The 15,353-nt window shown below is 45.4% G+C and carries 13 protein-coding genes; 4 read left to right on the top strand and 9 right to left on the bottom strand.

The annotated features are described in order from the left end of the window. Positions 1 to 9: 9 nt before the first annotated feature. From HQ43_RS04480 to HQ43_RS04470, 3 genes are all read right to left on the bottom strand, one after another. A complete protein-coding gene (locus tag HQ43_RS04480) occupies positions 10 to 501 on the bottom strand; it encodes an NfeD family protein (RefSeq protein ID WP_036790306.1) in 492 nt (163 codons plus the stop codon). Between the two features lie 29 nt (positions 502 to 530). Then, complete coding sequence (locus tag HQ43_RS04475; RefSeq protein WP_036790304.1) at positions 531 to 1,889, bottom strand: hypothetical protein; 1,359 nt, start codon at positions 1,887 to 1,889, stop codon at positions 531 to 533. A 173-nt stretch (positions 1,890 to 2,062) separates the two neighbouring features. After that, complete coding sequence (locus HQ43_RS04470) at positions 2,063 to 2,935, bottom strand: sigma-70 family RNA polymerase sigma factor (RefSeq protein ID WP_036790302.1); 873 nt, start codon at positions 2,933 to 2,935, stop codon at positions 2,063 to 2,065. 550 nt (positions 2,936 to 3,485) lie between these two features. Here HQ43_RS04470 and HQ43_RS09870 point away from each other — a divergent pair. Continuing rightward, positions 3,486 to 4,100: an HU family DNA-binding protein gene (locus HQ43_RS09870; RefSeq protein WP_036790486.1), complete on the top strand. Its 615-nt coding sequence runs from the start codon at positions 3,486 to 3,488 to the stop codon at positions 4,098 to 4,100. Positions 4,101 to 4,242: 142 nt separating this feature from the next. Here the strand turns inward: HQ43_RS09870 and HQ43_RS04460 are convergent, their stop codons facing one another. Then, positions 4,243 to 5,766, bottom strand: a complete 1,524-nt coding sequence (locus HQ43_RS04460; RefSeq protein WP_036790299.1) for a Do family serine endopeptidase — start codon at positions 5,764 to 5,766, stop codon at positions 4,243 to 4,245. Between the two features lie 322 nt (positions 5,767 to 6,088). Between HQ43_RS04460 and HQ43_RS04455 the strand changes: the two genes are divergently transcribed. The 3 genes from HQ43_RS04455 to HQ43_RS04445 all read left to right on the top strand — a co-directional run bounded on the left by HQ43_RS04455 (position 6,089) and on the right by HQ43_RS04445 (position 10,905). Next, positions 6,089 to 8,092 (top strand): DNA topoisomerase 3, encoded by a 2,004-nt coding sequence (locus HQ43_RS04455; RefSeq protein ID WP_036790296.1) that lies wholly within the window; start codon positions 6,089 to 6,091, stop codon positions 8,090 to 8,092. A 13-nt stretch (positions 8,093 to 8,105) separates the two neighbouring features. Further along, positions 8,106 to 9,395 carry a sensor histidine kinase gene (locus HQ43_RS04450; protein ID WP_036790293.1) on the top strand — a complete coding sequence of 430 codons (1,290 nt, stop codon included), beginning with the start codon at positions 8,106 to 8,108 and terminating at the stop codon, positions 9,393 to 9,395. Between the two features lie 157 nt (positions 9,396 to 9,552). Then, entirely contained in the window at positions 9,553 to 10,905 is a 1,353-nt protein-coding gene (locus HQ43_RS04445) for a PepSY-like domain-containing protein (protein ID WP_161781550.1), read from the top strand. Between the two features lie 96 nt (positions 10,906 to 11,001). Here the strand turns inward: HQ43_RS04445 and HQ43_RS04440 are convergent, their stop codons facing one another. The 5 genes from HQ43_RS04440 to HQ43_RS04420 form a co-directional block, all read right to left on the bottom strand. After that, entirely contained in the window at positions 11,002 to 12,006 is a 1,005-nt protein-coding gene (locus tag HQ43_RS04440) for a FecCD family ABC transporter permease (RefSeq protein ID WP_036790287.1), read from the bottom strand. An 8-nt stretch (positions 12,007 to 12,014) separates the two neighbouring features. Then, positions 12,015 to 12,548: a cob(I)yrinic acid a,c-diamide adenosyltransferase gene (locus tag HQ43_RS04435; protein ID WP_036790284.1), complete on the bottom strand. Its 534-nt coding sequence runs from the start codon at positions 12,546 to 12,548 to the stop codon at positions 12,015 to 12,017. A 6-nt stretch (positions 12,549 to 12,554) separates the two neighbouring features. Next, a complete protein-coding gene (locus tag HQ43_RS04430; RefSeq protein ID WP_036790281.1) occupies positions 12,555 to 13,379 on the bottom strand; it encodes an ABC transporter substrate-binding protein in 825 nt (274 codons plus the stop codon). After that, positions 13,376 to 14,038, bottom strand: coding sequence for a Dph6-related ATP pyrophosphatase (locus HQ43_RS04425; RefSeq protein WP_052103074.1), 663 nt, complete (start codon positions 14,036 to 14,038; stop codon positions 13,376 to 13,378). The genes HQ43_RS04430 and HQ43_RS04425 overlap by 4 nt, the downstream gene beginning before the upstream one ends. A gap of 92 nt (positions 14,039 to 14,130) precedes the next feature. Then, entirely contained in the window at positions 14,131 to 15,279 is a 1,149-nt protein-coding gene (locus tag HQ43_RS04420) for a PepSY-associated TM helix domain-containing protein (RefSeq protein WP_036790275.1), read from the bottom strand. Between the last annotated feature and the right edge of the window lie 74 nt (positions 15,280 to 15,353).

Raw genomic sequence — 15,353 nt, 5'->3', positions numbered from 1 at the left:
TATTGAGTTTTAATGTTGATCGGCTATTCTTCTGACGAGGATCTTACCACTTTCGAGGCGTACAATCTCCACTCTTTCGTTTTCATCTATCAAACCTTCGAGCGATGTAGCCTCTACAATCTTTTCCGTATCGTCTAAGAGAATGTTTCCGGAGAGAGCAAGTCGGCTTGTGGTCTTGCCTGTCATTCCCACTGCAACGCTTCCTGCTTCATTCGGACTCTTACCTTCTATTTTAGAGCTAAGCCCTATCTTATCCAATGTTTTCGTCTTCGATATCCAGTATGCGCCAATGAAGAAGAGCAGCAGGCTGAGAAACAGCAGCGATAAAGCCACTATCGGAGAGATGCTATAGGAAAAATAGAGCAACCATATAAGCAGTGCCACAGAGAGTGTTCCGGCTATGCCCCAGCCCGGAATGAAGAACAATTCTGCCAAAGCCAATGCCACCGCAAGCAGCGTAAACAGCAGCAGAATAAGAATAGTGGTTACAGGAAGTATCATGATCTTTATATTTTGATATGGTGTTTATATTACGATTCTATGGAAGATATTATCATGTTCTTCAAGGATTTGAGTCTCTTTTGCAGCTCTTCCCTTTTCCCCTCCAGATGGAGAATGGATTGGCTCACGCTCTTATATCGGGGACTCTCTTTGGAGATCGTTTTATACTCGTCCCTCAAACGCTTTAGCCGTTCGGCATCGCTCTGCATCTCTCTCAATGTCCTGCTGTATTCTTGTGTCAGCTTAGAGTGTGAAATATATACCGCTCTTCCGGATGCAGTGTAAAACAGAGGTTGTTCGGACTTTGAAGTATCATCATAGCTCTCCCTCTTTTTGCCCGAAGCCTCTCTTAGCGATACTCTCCGGTCGCTCCAAGATATACGCTCCATCATTCGGTGTTCTCGGAGTGTTGCAAAATCTGTATCCGGAGAAGCCGACTTTGTTTCGGATGGTCTGAAAGCATATAATATATATGATGGTTCTCCTTCATCCTTCAAGGTGTTTCTGTTGGAGAGGAAGAATGCGAAGTCGTTCTCTTCATCATTCATGTAGGCAATGTCGTCCGCATAGCCGGTGAACGGCATCGGGAGCTTTTGAGAACGCAGAAAGCTGTTATCGCTTTCGCGGAACATGGTTACATACAGATTGCTTCTGCTCCCCGGAATGGTGTCTTTATAGGAGTAGTAGAGTGTCTGTCCGTCGGGCATCAGGCACAGCCAGGAGATCTCTCCATCGGTAGGAAGACCTTCGGGTACAGAGCTGTATCCGGTGTCTCCACTCTCTTTGTCGGGAGACTCGAACCAGACTACCACTCGGTCTGTCCCCGTTTCGGGGTTTCGTTCCACCTTCCATGTCCGGTAGTCTCCGCGTATGTGGAAAGACTTTTCTCTGAACGAAACACTCTTTGCCCCTGTTTGGACAGCCGGTATTTCCGGCAAAACGTCTCCTATCTCCGAGGCAGAAAGATGCAGCGTGTCTATCAAAGAGAGTATCTTGATGCTTTGCAGCGCTCTCTTTTCCTGTTCGATCATCCGTTCTGTCTCTTGAATTTTCTTTTTGATGGCGTCGGAAGCTCTTCTGTTCTTCTTTATATCGGTCAGCTGAGCCTCTGCCTGTGCGAACAGATGACTTTTCACAAGGATCTGTACCACATCCAGACGCTCCATCGGTTTCCTTTTCAGGGAGGGCAGAAGCTTTAACCCTGCCTCTGCGGCTTCGTCTACCCGCCCTTGTTGAGCAAGAGTCTCTATCTGATCGAGCGTTTGAGCATTCATGCTCATCGGAGTAAGAAATAGCAGCCCCGACAGCAAGAGCAATGCCCAAGCCTTTATACCTGTTTTGGCTGAAGCATTGCTTATGATATTTGTTTCTATATTTTGTCCTTTCATAGCTTTCCAAAGTTAATTAAATCTTTTGAAGAATAGAGATATTTTGCCTCTTCATTTGGTGAGGCAAAAGCTCATGTCTGCTCTCTTTACCCTGTGCCTCCATATAGAAGAAAGGGTATCGAAGACAGTGCTCCGATACCCTTTCCGGTTATTTATGAGGAAAAATCTTTTTCTTATCCCAGATAAGACTTCAGAAGGACACTTCTATTGCCCTGTCTTAGTCTGCGGATGGCTTTCTCTTTAATCTGCCTTACGCGCTCTCTTGTAAGCCCGAAACGAACACCGATTTCCTCCAATGTCATTTCCGGACAACCGCCTATTCCGAAGAACATCTTGATTATATCGCTCTCTCTTGGAGTGAGTGTCGAAAGAGCTCGTTCTATTTCCAACGATAGAGAGTCGTTAATCAGAGTTCGGTCTGCATTAGGAGCATCATCATTCACAAGTACGTCCAGCAGGCTGTTATCCTCTCCTTCCACGAAAGGCGCATCCACAGAAAGCTGTCGTCCGTTTATTTTCATTGTCTCGTTTACCTTGTCTTCCGACATCTCCAGTGCTGCTGCAAGCTCTTCGGATGATGGTTTGCGCTCGTGCTCTTGCTCGAACTTCATCACCGCTTTCTGAATCTTGGAGATATTGCCGACCTGGTTGAGAGGCAGACGAACTATTCTCGACTGTTCTGCCAATGCTTGAAGAATGGATTGGCGGATCCACCACACGGCATAAGATATAAACTTAAAACCTCTGGTTTCATCGAACTTCTCTGCTGCTTTGATCAAGCCTAAGTTCCCTTCGTTGATAAGGTCGGGAAGGCTCAATCCCTGGTTTTGGTACTGTTTTGCCACAGACACAACAAAACGAAGATTCGCTCTCGTTAGTTTTTCCAATGCGGCTTGGGAGTTTTCATCATTGCGATGAATGGCTTGCGCCAACTTTACCTCCTCTTCCACCGTGATAAGTTCTTCGCGTCCGATCTCTTGCAGATACTTATCCAAAGAAGCACTTTCACGATTGGTTATAGACTTCTGAATCTTGAGTTGTCTCATTATCTAATGATAGTTATACGTAGTAGGGGAAAATTATTGCAAAGGTAGTAAATAACGAACAATAAACCAAAAGGAGAAAGGCAGTAGGGATAAACCTCTTTTTCTACCGAACCGGAGCTTCGGATCATTGTGGAAAAAACATTCCGAACATTGGTTTCAAGCTCTTGCAATGAGGAAGAAGAGCCTTTTTGCACTCCTGAAAAAGATAAGCATGAACGGGGAAAACGCCTGTTTGAAGGGTGGCAAATTTCTGCTTATGCCGTTTAAGAAAAGCTTTTATATCCGTTCGGAAACTGTTTTTAATCCGTTTACAAATCTGTCCGAACAGCTAAAGATCTTCTTTTCAAGGTTTGACTTGCAGAGGTCGTGTCTCTGTTTTTGGAAGTCGGGTCTTGTCTTGTGGAAACCAAGGCGTAATTTTCACGAATTTAGACGAGATTTCCGGAAAACAGCAGAAGATGGCAACATTTTGAAGCGTTTGGCAGAACCTCCGAACAGGGCAAACTACTTTTGTGGTCGCATTAACCATAACTTCAAAAACAGAACAATCATGGCAGAGTACAGAATGAGGGAGATGCCCGATCTGGGCAAGACCGGCAAGCAAGTGAAATACCCCAAAATGGTCATCATACAACAGCTTGGATTGGAACATCTTGCAAAAGAGATCAGTGAGAGTTCGAGCTTCACTCCGGGAGATGTGAAAGGGATCGTTACAGCTCTTTCGCAGAGCATTGTCCGGCTCATAGCGCAGGGCTTTTCCGTAAAGGTGGACGGTCTGGGTACATTCTCCGCTTCTTTGGGACTGAAAGAGGGGACAGAGCCGGAGAGTGTCGCCGGAAAACGGAATGCGACAAGCATAGAGATGAGGGGCGTTAATTACAGGGCAGATAAGGAGCTTATACGAAGAGGAAACAATATCTGCTCCCTGAAACGGGGGCAGAGCCACACTTATACGGATGCTTCCACGGGGGAGGCTGAGCGTCTTGCTGCTGCGCTGAAATATATTCGGGAGGAGGGATTTCTGAAAGTAAAAGGCTATGCCGCCCTTACCGGACTCTCGGCTTCTACCGCAGGACGGGAGCTGAAAGCCTTTGCGCTCTCCGGCAGACTGCGATGCCGAGGACAGGGGTCGCATATCTACTACCTCTCTCCTGCGGAAGAATAGGCCTCTAAGATGCGGATGCTTCTACATTTGTGCGTATAAAAAAGCTCTCTCACAAAGCCGGCGTCTACCATGGAGGTGGACAAACTTTGTGAGAGAGCCGTCTGTCTTGTCAAGGATCTCTCTTTCCTGAACCTCTAAAGGTTTAGGAGAGATCTATTGCAAAGTATTTTCTTTCGCCATTAGGCTGCAACCCTTTGATGAACAGTACTTTGTCCGAAGAAGATGAAGCGATTACCTCGTTCACGATACGCTCCATGTCTTCCGGTGTCTGCACTGCAACATTGTTCACGGAAAGGATGATGAAGCCTTTGCGAATGCCTGCCTTGCTGAGTCTGCCGTCGTCCACGCCGGCAACTTCCACGCCGAAATCTATGCCGAGGCTCTTTCTCTTTTCGGCAGAAAGTGCTCTGAACGCAGCACCAAGCGAGTCGAAAGAGGCTTTTCTTACCACTTCCGTGTTGCCTTTGCTGTTTTTAAGGGCAACATTCAGCTCCATGCTCTTGCCTTTTCTATCTATTCGGAGCTTCACCTGATCGCCCGGACGATATTTGGAGATCTGCTCTTGCAGTTCGGAGATACTGCGAATCTTGGCACCATTGACCTCTGTGATGACGTCTCCGACCTGAACACCTGCCGCTTTGGCCGGGCTGAAATCGGCAAACTCCTGCACTACCGCTCCCTCGGAAACCTTGAGACCGAACTTCTCTTTAGAGTCCGAATCTATATTGCTTCCGACCACTCCGAGTATCGCACGCTGTACCGCTCCATACTGCTTGAGGTCTGTAACCACCTTGGAGGCAATGGATACGGGAATAGCAAAGGAGTAGCCGGCAAACTGTCCGTTTTGAGAGTAAATCATGGTATTGATTCCCACCAATTCTCCTCGTGTATTGACGAGAGCACCACCACTGTTACCGGAGTTTACCGCTGCATCCGTCTGGATGAACGAAGAGATTTGCTGAAGATTGCCGGAAGGCATACCGTTTCGTCCCTTTGCACTCACGATGCCGGCAGTTACCGTAGAGGTCAGATTGAAAGGGTTTCCGACAGCCAATACCCACTCTCCCACTTTCAGTGCTTCGGAGTCTCCGAACGGGATTACAGGCAGATCTTTGGCTTCTATCTTGAGAAGAGCCAAATCGGTAGCCTTGTCCGTCCCGATGATCGAAGCGTTGTACTCCTTGTTGTCATTGAGTGTGATGGTGAGCTTGTTCGAGCCTTCTACCACGTGGTTGTTGGTTATGATGTAGCCGTCGGAGGATATAATCACTCCCGATCCCATGGAATAAGAGGGCTGTGTCTGCATTCGGCGAGAACCTTGTCCCGGACCGAAGAAAAACTCGAACGGGTCTATAAACTCTTCTTGTGCTCTGCGACCGGAACGAGAAGTGTTTCTGGAAAGTTCTGCACGGATATGCACTACTCCGTGCACACTCCTTTCTGCCGCTTCCACAAAGTCTTTGGGCAGTCCGGCAGGAGCGAGTGCCACCTGCTGCATATTACCTTCAAAAGCAGCTGAAGGCGTTCCGCTGTTTCCGATAGCGTGAGTGTCTCCCACGTGTGTCCCTCTCAGACCTGTATATCCCGCATATAAGCCCACTGCCAATACTGCACTGAGGCAGGAAGATCCGATGATGGCAAGAACAAATTTGGTGTTTGTCTTCATGATTAAAGCTTTTCTTAGTTATGTGTTTTTGTTGTATGTTATAGATTTCAACTCTTTCTTTTGATCGATTGGATGCAAAGTAAGCAAATAAAATGATAGATTTAACATAGTAAAGACCTGTTTTTGGCATTTATTAACTACGTTGTTCCCATCTTTATGGTTGTTTAGCAAGGTACCTGATTCGTACCAATGAGATTAACAAAGAATAATATCGGAACCACTTTCAGAGGGGATAAAAGGGGAATGAAAAGTGGATTCTATTCCATTTTTGTACCTTTGGAGACAAGTATGCTCTCGTAATACATTCTATATATAAGTAAAGATGATTCTCTGTATCGCCGAAAAACCCTCTGCTGCAAGGGATATTGCTGCCGTGCTTGGAGCTACACAAAGGCGTGATGGCTACCTTGAAGGGCAGGGCTATTGCGTTACGTGGACATTCGGACATCTGTGCACTCTCAAAGAACCACACGACTACAAGCCGGAATGGCAGAGGTGGTCTCTGGAGCAGCTGCCGATGATTCCGGAGAAGTTCGGTATCAAGCTGATAGAAGGAAGAGGGATAGAGGCACAGTTCAATGTCATCAAGCATCTTGTCTCACAGGCATCGGAGGTTGTAAACTGCGGTGATGCCGGACAGGAGGGAGAGCTTATACAGAGATGGGTGCTCCAGTTGGCAGAGTGCAAAGTACCCGTAAAGAGACTTTGGCTTTCGTCCATGACGGAGGAGGCGATAAGGGAGGCGTTCAAAAATCTCAAGCCTGAGAGCGACTATCGGAACCTTTACATGGCAGGGCTGAGCCGGGCAGTGGGCGACTGGATACTGGGTCTCAATGCCACACGCCTGTACACCCAACGGTTCAAACCGGCTCACGAGAAAGGAATACTCTCCGTAGGACGAGTGCAGACGCCTACTCTTGCTCTGCTTGTGGAGCGTCATCTGGAGATCGAACAGTTTGTCTCGAAGCCTTATTGGGAGATAAAGACAACATATAGAGATACTCTGTTCAACTCCACAAAAGGGAAGTATGAGGAGGCATCCGAGGCTCAGAAAGTACTCGAACAGATCCTTTCCGAACCGCTTCGTGTAACCAAAGTAGAGAAAAAAGCTGCCAAAGAGGGACCGCCTCGCCTTTTCGACCTCACTTCTCTGCAGATAGAGTGCAATAAGAAATGGGGCTTGACGGCAGACGACACACTGAAATGTGCACAATCTTTGTACGAAAAGCGGCTGCTTACATACCCTCGTGTGGATACGACATATCTTACCGATGACATCTTTTCCAAGTGTCCGAACGTGCTTCAAAACCTTGCAAACATCCCGGATTTGAGGGATGTGGTTGCTCCGTTATTGGGTAAGGCTCTAAAGAAGAATAAGAAGTTTGTGGATAACAGTAAGGTAACAGACCACCATGCGATAATACCTACCGGAGAGACTCCACGCTTCTTGAATGAAAACGAAGAGCGTGTTTATTATCTTGTATCAAAGCGTTTCATCGCATCTTTTTACCCGGATGCAGAGATCAAAAATACCACTATATCGGCAGAGGTAGCCTCTATCCCATTCCGTGCGACAGGCAAAGAGATCACATCTTTAGGCTGGAGAGCGGTCTTTGCAGACTCTCCGGCAGATAAGGAGGAGTCTGTAAAAGATGAAGAGGAAGCAGGTATCCTGCCCGTTTTTACCCAGGGAGAGTCCGGACCTCATAAGCCGGACTTGCAGGAGAAACAGACTCAACCGCCCAAACCATATACGGAAGCCACTCTGCTGAATGCCATGGAGACAGCCGGGAAGTTGGTTGAAGACGAAGAGCTGAAAGAGGCCATGAAGCAGAAAGGTATCGGAAGACCTTCTACTCGATCTGCTATCATCGAAACCATTCAAAAGCGCGGCTATGTGGAGAAGAAGAGAAAGAATCTGATTCCGACGGCAAAAGGAATAGCTCTCATCCGGGTCATCAAGAGCGATCTTCTGAAAAGTGTTCGTCTGACAGGCGAATGGGAGTACAAGTTGCAACTTATAGACAAAGGGAAATACTCTCCTCATACTTTCATGGAAGAGATGAAAGCATTAGTAAAAGAGCTTGTTCAAGAGGTGATCTACGGCTCTTCCATCATGAAGTCCGCCGATAATGCCTATAAAAGCATAGATACTTCGGTGGTCTGTCCGGCTTGTCTTTCCGGGACATTGCTGAGAGGGAATGGAGCTTATGGGTGTTCTCTTTTTCGGGGAGGGTGTTCTTTCCGGATCGGTTATGACTCTCTTCCTGCCACTGCTACCGTAGAGGAGATCCGGGAAGCGGTATCAAAATTGTACAACAAATAAGCCCCTTTCTCTTATGAAACTTATCTATCGGGTTGTTATAAGGCTATCTATCTCTTTGAGTATCATCCTTACGATATGGGCGGGACTCTTTTATGCTGCGATGATAGATGAGTTGAACGATGAGATTGATGACTCTTTGGACGACTATTCGGAGCTTATCATGGCTCGATTTCTCGCAGGAGAGAGTATTCCGACAGTGAGTACAAACTCGAACAATCAGTACTATTTGAAAGAGATTTCAAGGGAGGAAGCACTGAATAGACGGCGTGTGAGATATATAGATACGATGGTCTATCTTCCGCTTAAAAAGGAAACAGAACCTGCCAGAGTGCGTTCGGCTGTTTATCACAAGGGCATGGGAGAGAAATATTATCGTTTGGATGTTTATACCCCAACCGTGGAAAAGCACGACCTTAAAGAGTCCATACTTTCGTGGATCATATTTTTATACATATGTCTTCTGCTTACGATCATTGCCGTAAATATCTGGATCTATGAGCGAATCAATAGACCTCTGTACAGATTGCTCTCTTGGATGGATGGGTATAAAGTAGGAGAGGCTAATCCGGCTCTTAATAATCCGACCATTATATTGGAGTTTGACAAACTGAATAAGGCAGCAGTGCGCAACATGGAGAGGGCAGAGGAGCTGTTTGAGTCTCAAAAGCTGTTTATCGGAAATGCTTCACATGAGATGCAGACTCCTATTGCCGTTTGCCTTAACCGTATAGACACGCTGATGGAAGACGAGACTCTTTCTGAAAATCAGCTGGCTGAACTTGCAAAGACTCAGCAGATGTTGGATTATCTTTCCAAGCTAAACAAAGCTCTTATGCTGCTGTTCAAGATAGACAATCACCAGTTTGTGGAGAAAAAAGAGCTGGATTTCAATGCCCTTGTTCACCAAATGCTCCCGAACTATTCGGATGCCTATGAACACATGGACATATCTTTGAAAATTGTAGAGAACGGTGTGTTCCGAACCAAAATGAATGAAATTCTTGGCTCTATCCTGATCGGCAACTTTATTAAGAACGGCTATGTGCACAACATACAGGGGGGGGAGTTTGTGGTTGAGCTTTCGGATAATAAGATTGTGTTCCGTAATAGCGGAGTAGATACACCGTTAGATCCTCTTCAGATCTTTAATAAATTCTATCAGGGTAGTAAGAAACAAGGCTCTTTAGGCTTGGGATTGGCTTTGGTTAAATCTATCTGCGAGGTAGAACATCTGCAAGTAATTTACTATTTTGACGCTCAAAGCAGACACTGTTTCGAGCTCTCTCGTCAGAATAAAGTATAGAAAGATCTCTTTCTGATGGGGAACAATGCAGGTGTAATCCTCTATATAGAATGAAAACAATATAAATCTCACTTTTTTATTTCATTCCAGATTCTTTTCAGGTTTCGTTTCGATATTTGCAGTACAATCATCAAAACTATATGCCATGAAGAAAGAAATGAAAAAGATTGGATTTATACTTTTTACTGCAACTCTTGGAGGAGCATTGGTATTCTCTTCTTGTACGAAGAATGAAGACGTTAAGCAAGATCTTCCTATAGTTCAAGAAGAAACAGACAGACTGCCTGAGAGTGCTTCTCAGTTCGTTTCCACTTACTTTGAAGACTATACTGTAGAGAAAGTGGTAAAGAGAGATAAAGAGAATGAATTTGGTGCTCTTTATGCAGGAGTGTTGAAAAAGAAAAACAACACTATTATTACGGACAATGTCAAGATCGAATTTGACAGAAATGGTCAGTGGATAGAGATTGAAAGTCTCATAGATCGACGTCCTATTCCACGTAATCTACTCGGTCTTCTTCCTGCTGCTATCGTACAGTATGTAGATACAAACTATCCTAACATCGGTTTACAGGAGATAGAAAGAAAGGCTTATGGCTTCAAGGTTGAGCTTGTAAATGACAAAGAGTTGCTCTTTGACAAAAGCGGAGCACTACTTAACGACAATTCTCAAGGAACGAATCCTAACCCTGGAGAAGGCGATACAAACACTACAATAGATCAGTTTGTAAGCACTCACTTCCCTGGATACAGAATTGTTTATACCAAGATCGAGCGTGAAAAAGGTCAGATTAAAAAGAAAGTTTATCTGAAGCAAGGATACTTCAAGAGCTACAAAGTTGTATTTGATCAACAAGATCGTTGGATCGAAGTAGAGGGAGATGACGATTACTATCTACCGGTTCCGGAGTCCATCATGAGACTTATCCCTGCAAGTATCTCTGAGTATGTCAAGAGAACTTACCCAAGAACTTTCATCGTAGAACTAAAGAAAAAGACTTACGGATTTGAATTGGAATTGGCGAATGATGTTGAACTTCGTTTCGATGTAAACGGTTCTTTGATAGGTCCGGATAATGATCAAGGCGGAAACAATCCGGGTAACGGAGGCGATGCTCCTATTGTAGACGACAGACTCCCTCGTATCGCAAACGACTTCCTTGCTACTCATTTCCCTAACGTACGTATCAAAGAGATCAAGATTAAGCGTCGCAGCAACAATCCTTACGTTACTATGTACGATGTAGATCTTGTAAATGGTGTTGACATTAACTTTAACAGCAATGGCGAGTGGATTGAAGTAGACGGAGATGAGCGTGCATTGCCAAACTCATTCATCGAAACTCTTCCTGCCAATATCAGAAACTATATCAGTGCAAGGTTTCCAAGAGCTTATATTTCTACTGTTGAAAAGAAATCTAACGGATATAAGGTAGAAATCATGCACAGAGGTGATGATGTTGAAATCTATTTCGACAGAAACGGACAGTTTGTAAGAATCGATGACTAACCTTTAGAATTAAAACCAGAAAACACACAGAAAAGAGATCCGATATGGAAGCCTTCCATATCGGATCTCTTTTTTATATCGTCAGCAAGTTTTTTGCTATTTGTTGCCGTACTTGCTTTTTACCAAAATCAATATAAAGGCTGCTCCTCCAATGATACCGGTTATCACTCCGATAGGCAGTTCATTGGGGGCTATTATCGTTCGGGCAACAACATCAGAGAGTATAAGGAATACGCTTCCTGCCAAATATGATGTCAAGAGCAGTTTACGATAATCCGTACCAACCCATAGTCGGACAATATGAGGAATAACCAATCCGACAAATCCAATTACTCCCGCAACAGCAATACAGGCACCGGTGAGGAGCGAAGTGGTTATAAAGAGAATACGTATAGTGGTATTGGCATTGATGCCGAGGTGCATTGCTTTCTCTTCTCCAAGCCTTAGAGCATTCAGGGGCGTGGTAAAAAGGTAGGTGATACCCAAAGAGAGGATGGACAGAATAAGCATCGATACCCACAGCATCGTGTTGCTTTCATTCAGAGATCCCATAATCCAGAATACTATTCCGTGAATGTTTTCCACATCCGTAACACTCATCAGAAACATCATTAGAGAAGAGGAGATAAAGCTGATCATGACACCGATCAGAAGCATCCTTGTAATGCTGAGGTAACCACGCTGCAAGCTGAGAGTATAGACCAGAAAGATTGTGAGCAGCGCACCGATAAATCCGGCAAGGGGTAAGAATAGTATCGTGACGGCATGCAGTCCGGAGACAATTGCAAAAGTTACCCCCAGAGATGCTCCTCCCGATATTCCCAAAGTATAAGGCTCTACCAACGGATTCCTGTATATCCCTTGCAGCACTACTCCGGCGAGGGAGAGAGCACCACCCACAGCCAATCCCAAGAGAGCACGAGGCAGTCGGATATAGGTGAGAATGCCATACTCCATACTGTCCGGATCCTGCAATATCTCTTTCCATTTCCAAAAAGGAATGGAGATTTCCCCGATACTCAGAGAGAGTAGCAGTACTCCCACAAGACTTACGATAAGGATCGGGATGGCAAAGTTTGAGCCATACTTCGCTGTTCGCATACGGGTATTCAATATTCTATCCCTTTTCGAGAGCGTATCTTACTATCGAAAGGGTGTTTCACTTTCTTGCAGTAGGTAACATAATGAGCAAGCTCCATGAGATTTTCCGTAGCACCTCTTCCGGTGAGTACCAGTTCAAGATGTTCGGGCTTGGAGCGGATAAAGTCGAGCAGCAACTCTTCTTCTATGTAGTGATCTCGTACCGAAATGAGTATCTCATCCATGATAAGAAGGTCGAATGTCTCGTGTCGGACAAGATCCTTAAGAAAGTTCACAGCTTCTTTTGCCTCTTGTGCAACGGTTTCGGGCGATATTGATTTGTCCAAGTGCGGGTGTCCTTTGGCAAAGTTATAGACGGATGCTCCCAACTTTTTTAGGCTCTCCATCTCCGTGTATCCATACTTTTCGGGACGCTTGTGAAAGGAGCAGTAGCACACCTTAAAGCCTCCGCCCAATGCGCGAGTAGCGAGTCCCACTGCCGCTGTTGTCTTACCTTTCCCGTCTCCGGTATATATGTGTATAAGTCCGAAATTGTTTTTCATCTTCTGTTATCTGATATACTTGTCCAAAACTTCGAGTGTCTTTTTGAATGCGATAGGGGATGGCTGACACGCTATTGTAGAGTCCACGATATATATATGTCCGTTTTTCGTGGCGGTCATGGTCTTATGTTTCAGCCATGTATCTCGCTCCTCTTCTCCTACCACTCCCATTGTTACCACTATTATATAGTCCGGATTCTTAGCCACAACAAACTCTCTCGTCAGAGTGCCTTTGGTCTCTTTTTCGGCTATATTCTCCACGCCGAGAAAAGAGAGGTAGTCTGCCATGAATGTATTCGGAAGAACCGCGAAGATCGGATTGGCTCCAATCTGCATGAGAACCTTAGAGCGCCTTGTTTTCTCCCTTTTTCTTTTCTCGCGGATCTCTTGGATCACCTTTTGGCTCTCCTTTACTATTTTCTCAGCCTGCTCCGTGTAGCCTAAGGTGCGTCCCAGTTGGAGAAACTGGCTGCAAATCTCTGCATAACTTTTCGGAGTGGGTTGCATCTGTATCTTTACTCCCATCCGTTTCAGCGTTTCCATATCTTTCGCATTGGTGAGCCCCGACACAAAGACAATGTCAGGCTTAAGACGAAGGATCTTCTCCACATTCATCTTTACGGCGGAAGATACCACTTCAGCCTTTACTCCCTTGGGAACATTGCAGTAAGAAGTGATTCCGACCAGATATTTTTCAGCCTTGAGGTCTACGATACTCTGGGTTACCGATGGGACGAGAGAGACTACTCTCACAGGCTTTTGAGCTACAACCGAGAGGAGAGAGCTGCATATTATGAACAGTAGCAGTATCTGTTTGCGAAGCCGAATCATAAGAGTTGAAGTGTGTTGAAGTAGTGTTTATCGTTTTCGGTCTGACCTGTTATCCGGAAAGATAGTGGCTTTTGGAACAGAGGGCCGTCGTAAACAAAAGTGTGGTACTCTCCATTCTCTCCGCACGGATCTATTCCCGGCATGACCTTAAGCGTATCGAGGAGCGGATGAGAAAGATCTTTTCCCAAGAACTCTTCGGGCGAAAGCTTGCCTTTGCGTATGGATACGATGGTGGTTCTGAACTTTTCGTCTATCAGCGAACGCACCACCTCTTCGCTTTTCATCCCCCAAAGAGGGAATATGGGGGTGATGCCGCACTCTTGGCATACTCTTTCCACCCATGAGCGATGGGTTTCCAGATAGATGTCCCCAAAGACACCATGCGTAACGCCCTTGACCATCAGTTCGGCGACACCTTTTTTGAAAGAGGCTTCATACCCTCCGCCATCTCGTTGTACCGCTATTTGCAGAAGATGGAGACCCATTGCTTCTGCCTGCCTTTGCATAAGCAGAGCACTCAATCCATGCGAACGAGACATGGAACCATCCTCATCGCACATATTCAGCAGATAGACTTCCGATGGAGAGTGAGTCTGTATAGCTTTATGGAGAGCCAGCATACAATCTTTACCTCCACTCCAAGAAACCAGTATTTTCATTCTGTAACGTGTTGTCATTTATTACGACAGAAACAGAGTCTGCCACGCTTTGGCAAGAACTCTGTTTCTGTTTTTGTTAGATAGGGGAGTACTTACACTTTGGCAACACCCTTTTTGCGCTTGCGATACTTTACGATCATCCTCTTGATGAAGAGATAATACCCCGTAATGGGTAAGGCAGCACCTATGAGAGCAGCCAAGGCTGTGAGTACTCTTGTTATCGTTCCTCCCCAGCTTCCTACGTGTACGTTGTAGATGATGCTGCGGAACTTGTTCTGTTTGGGTACATCTTTGTACAGGCTGCGTTCCGTTATGGCTCCGCTCTCTCTGTCGAAGCTGTATTTGTTGGCTGCGTTAGCATTTCCGAACTCTCCTATTATGGCAGAGACAGAACCATCGGATACGTTGATCTGCTTGTGCTTAGGATTTTCTGCCAATACGGTCTTGTAAGCTTTTTCCCATGCAATGAATGGATTTTCCGGAGAGATTTCGGCATCTTTTTTATCACCTCTTGTTCCATGTCTGTTACCGCCCTGTTCCGACGGCTGTTGAGACATACCGAAAACGGCATAAAATCCTTTCTTATACCACGAGTAGCTCCAATTCAGCCCCGTAAGAGCCATGGCAAGAAGGAAGATAAGGGCATACATTCCTGCTGCATTGTGAAACGAATACCAAAACTTCCATGCACCTTTCCCGACAACTATCTTTAGATTTTTTGCCAGATACTTCCTCGAACGAGGCCACCAGAGAACAATACCCGTAATAAGAGCTATGACAAACACGATGGTACTGATACCCACAAGCTCGTTACCCCAGAAGATTTCATCCTTACTCTCTACTTTGTCCAGCAGTGTATAGTGAAGCTTCACCATGGTATAGAAGAAAGCCGGACGCTTTATAAAGCCCTTTATCTCTCCCGTATATTGATCTATAAACAGCAGAGTACGGCGAGGCTCGGATATGGCAAGTTCGTAGCTTTTCTTCGGATTGGATGAGATGCGAAGCGAAGTGATTTTTACTCCTTCGGGCAGACTCTTTTGTGCCAGGTTCATAAGCGAATCCATAGGCAAAGTCTCTGCTTTCACTTCGGCTACTTTGAATATTTTCGGATTAGACCACTCCGTAATCTCTCTTTCAAATACCAGCATAGCTCCGCTGAAACAGATGATTGAAATGATCACTCCGAACGGTAGCGAAAGCCAGAGGTGGGTCTCCTTGATTAGTTTTTTCAATGTCATGTTAGTCTATGATTTTAATTTTGAGACAAATATACAGAAAAAGTGTTTTCTTCGTTCATATAGCTTTCCAAGTT

Source organism: Porphyromonas canoris (assembly GCF_000769115.1).
Classification (GTDB): domain Bacteria; phylum Bacteroidota; class Bacteroidia; order Bacteroidales; family Porphyromonadaceae; genus Porphyromonas_A; species Porphyromonas_A canoris.
Note: the sequence above shows the minus strand (reverse complement) of the source record. Positions and strands in the feature narration are given on the sequence as shown.

Coding starts and splice junctions, on each gene's coding strand:
- HQ43_RS04480 (WP_036790306.1), bottom strand. CDS start 501: ATGATACTTCCTGTAACCACTATTCTTATTCTGCTGCTGTTTACGCTG.
- HQ43_RS04475 (WP_036790304.1), bottom strand. CDS start 1,889: ATGAAAGGACAAAATATAGAAACAAATATCATAAGCAATGCTTCAGCC.
- HQ43_RS04470 (WP_036790302.1), bottom strand. CDS start 2,935: ATGAGACAACTCAAGATTCAGAAGTCTATAACCAATCGTGAAAGTGCT.
- HQ43_RS09870 (WP_036790486.1), top strand. CDS start 3,486: ATGGCAGAGTACAGAATGAGGGAGATGCCCGATCTGGGCAAGACCGGC.
- HQ43_RS04460 (WP_036790299.1), bottom strand. CDS start 5,766: ATGAAGACAAACACCAAATTTGTTCTTGCCATCATCGGATCTTCCTGC.
- HQ43_RS04455 (WP_036790296.1), top strand. CDS start 6,089: ATGATTCTCTGTATCGCCGAAAAACCCTCTGCTGCAAGGGATATTGCT.
- HQ43_RS04450 (WP_036790293.1), top strand. CDS start 8,106: ATGAAACTTATCTATCGGGTTGTTATAAGGCTATCTATCTCTTTGAGT.
- HQ43_RS04445 (WP_161781550.1), top strand. CDS start 9,553: ATGAAAAAGATTGGATTTATACTTTTTACTGCAACTCTTGGAGGAGCA.
- HQ43_RS04440 (WP_036790287.1), bottom strand. CDS start 12,006: ATGCGAACAGCGAAGTATGGCTCAAACTTTGCCATCCCGATCCTTATC.
- HQ43_RS04435 (WP_036790284.1), bottom strand. CDS start 12,548: ATGAAAAACAATTTCGGACTTATACACATATATACCGGAGACGGGAAA.
- HQ43_RS04430 (WP_036790281.1), bottom strand. CDS start 13,379: ATGATTCGGCTTCGCAAACAGATACTGCTACTGTTCATAATATGCAGC.
- HQ43_RS04425 (WP_052103074.1), bottom strand. CDS start 14,038: ATGAAAATACTGGTTTCTTGGAGTGGAGGTAAAGATTGTATGCTGGCT.
- HQ43_RS04420 (WP_036790275.1), bottom strand. CDS start 15,279: ATGACATTGAAAAAACTAATCAAGGAGACCCACCTCTGGCTTTCGCTA.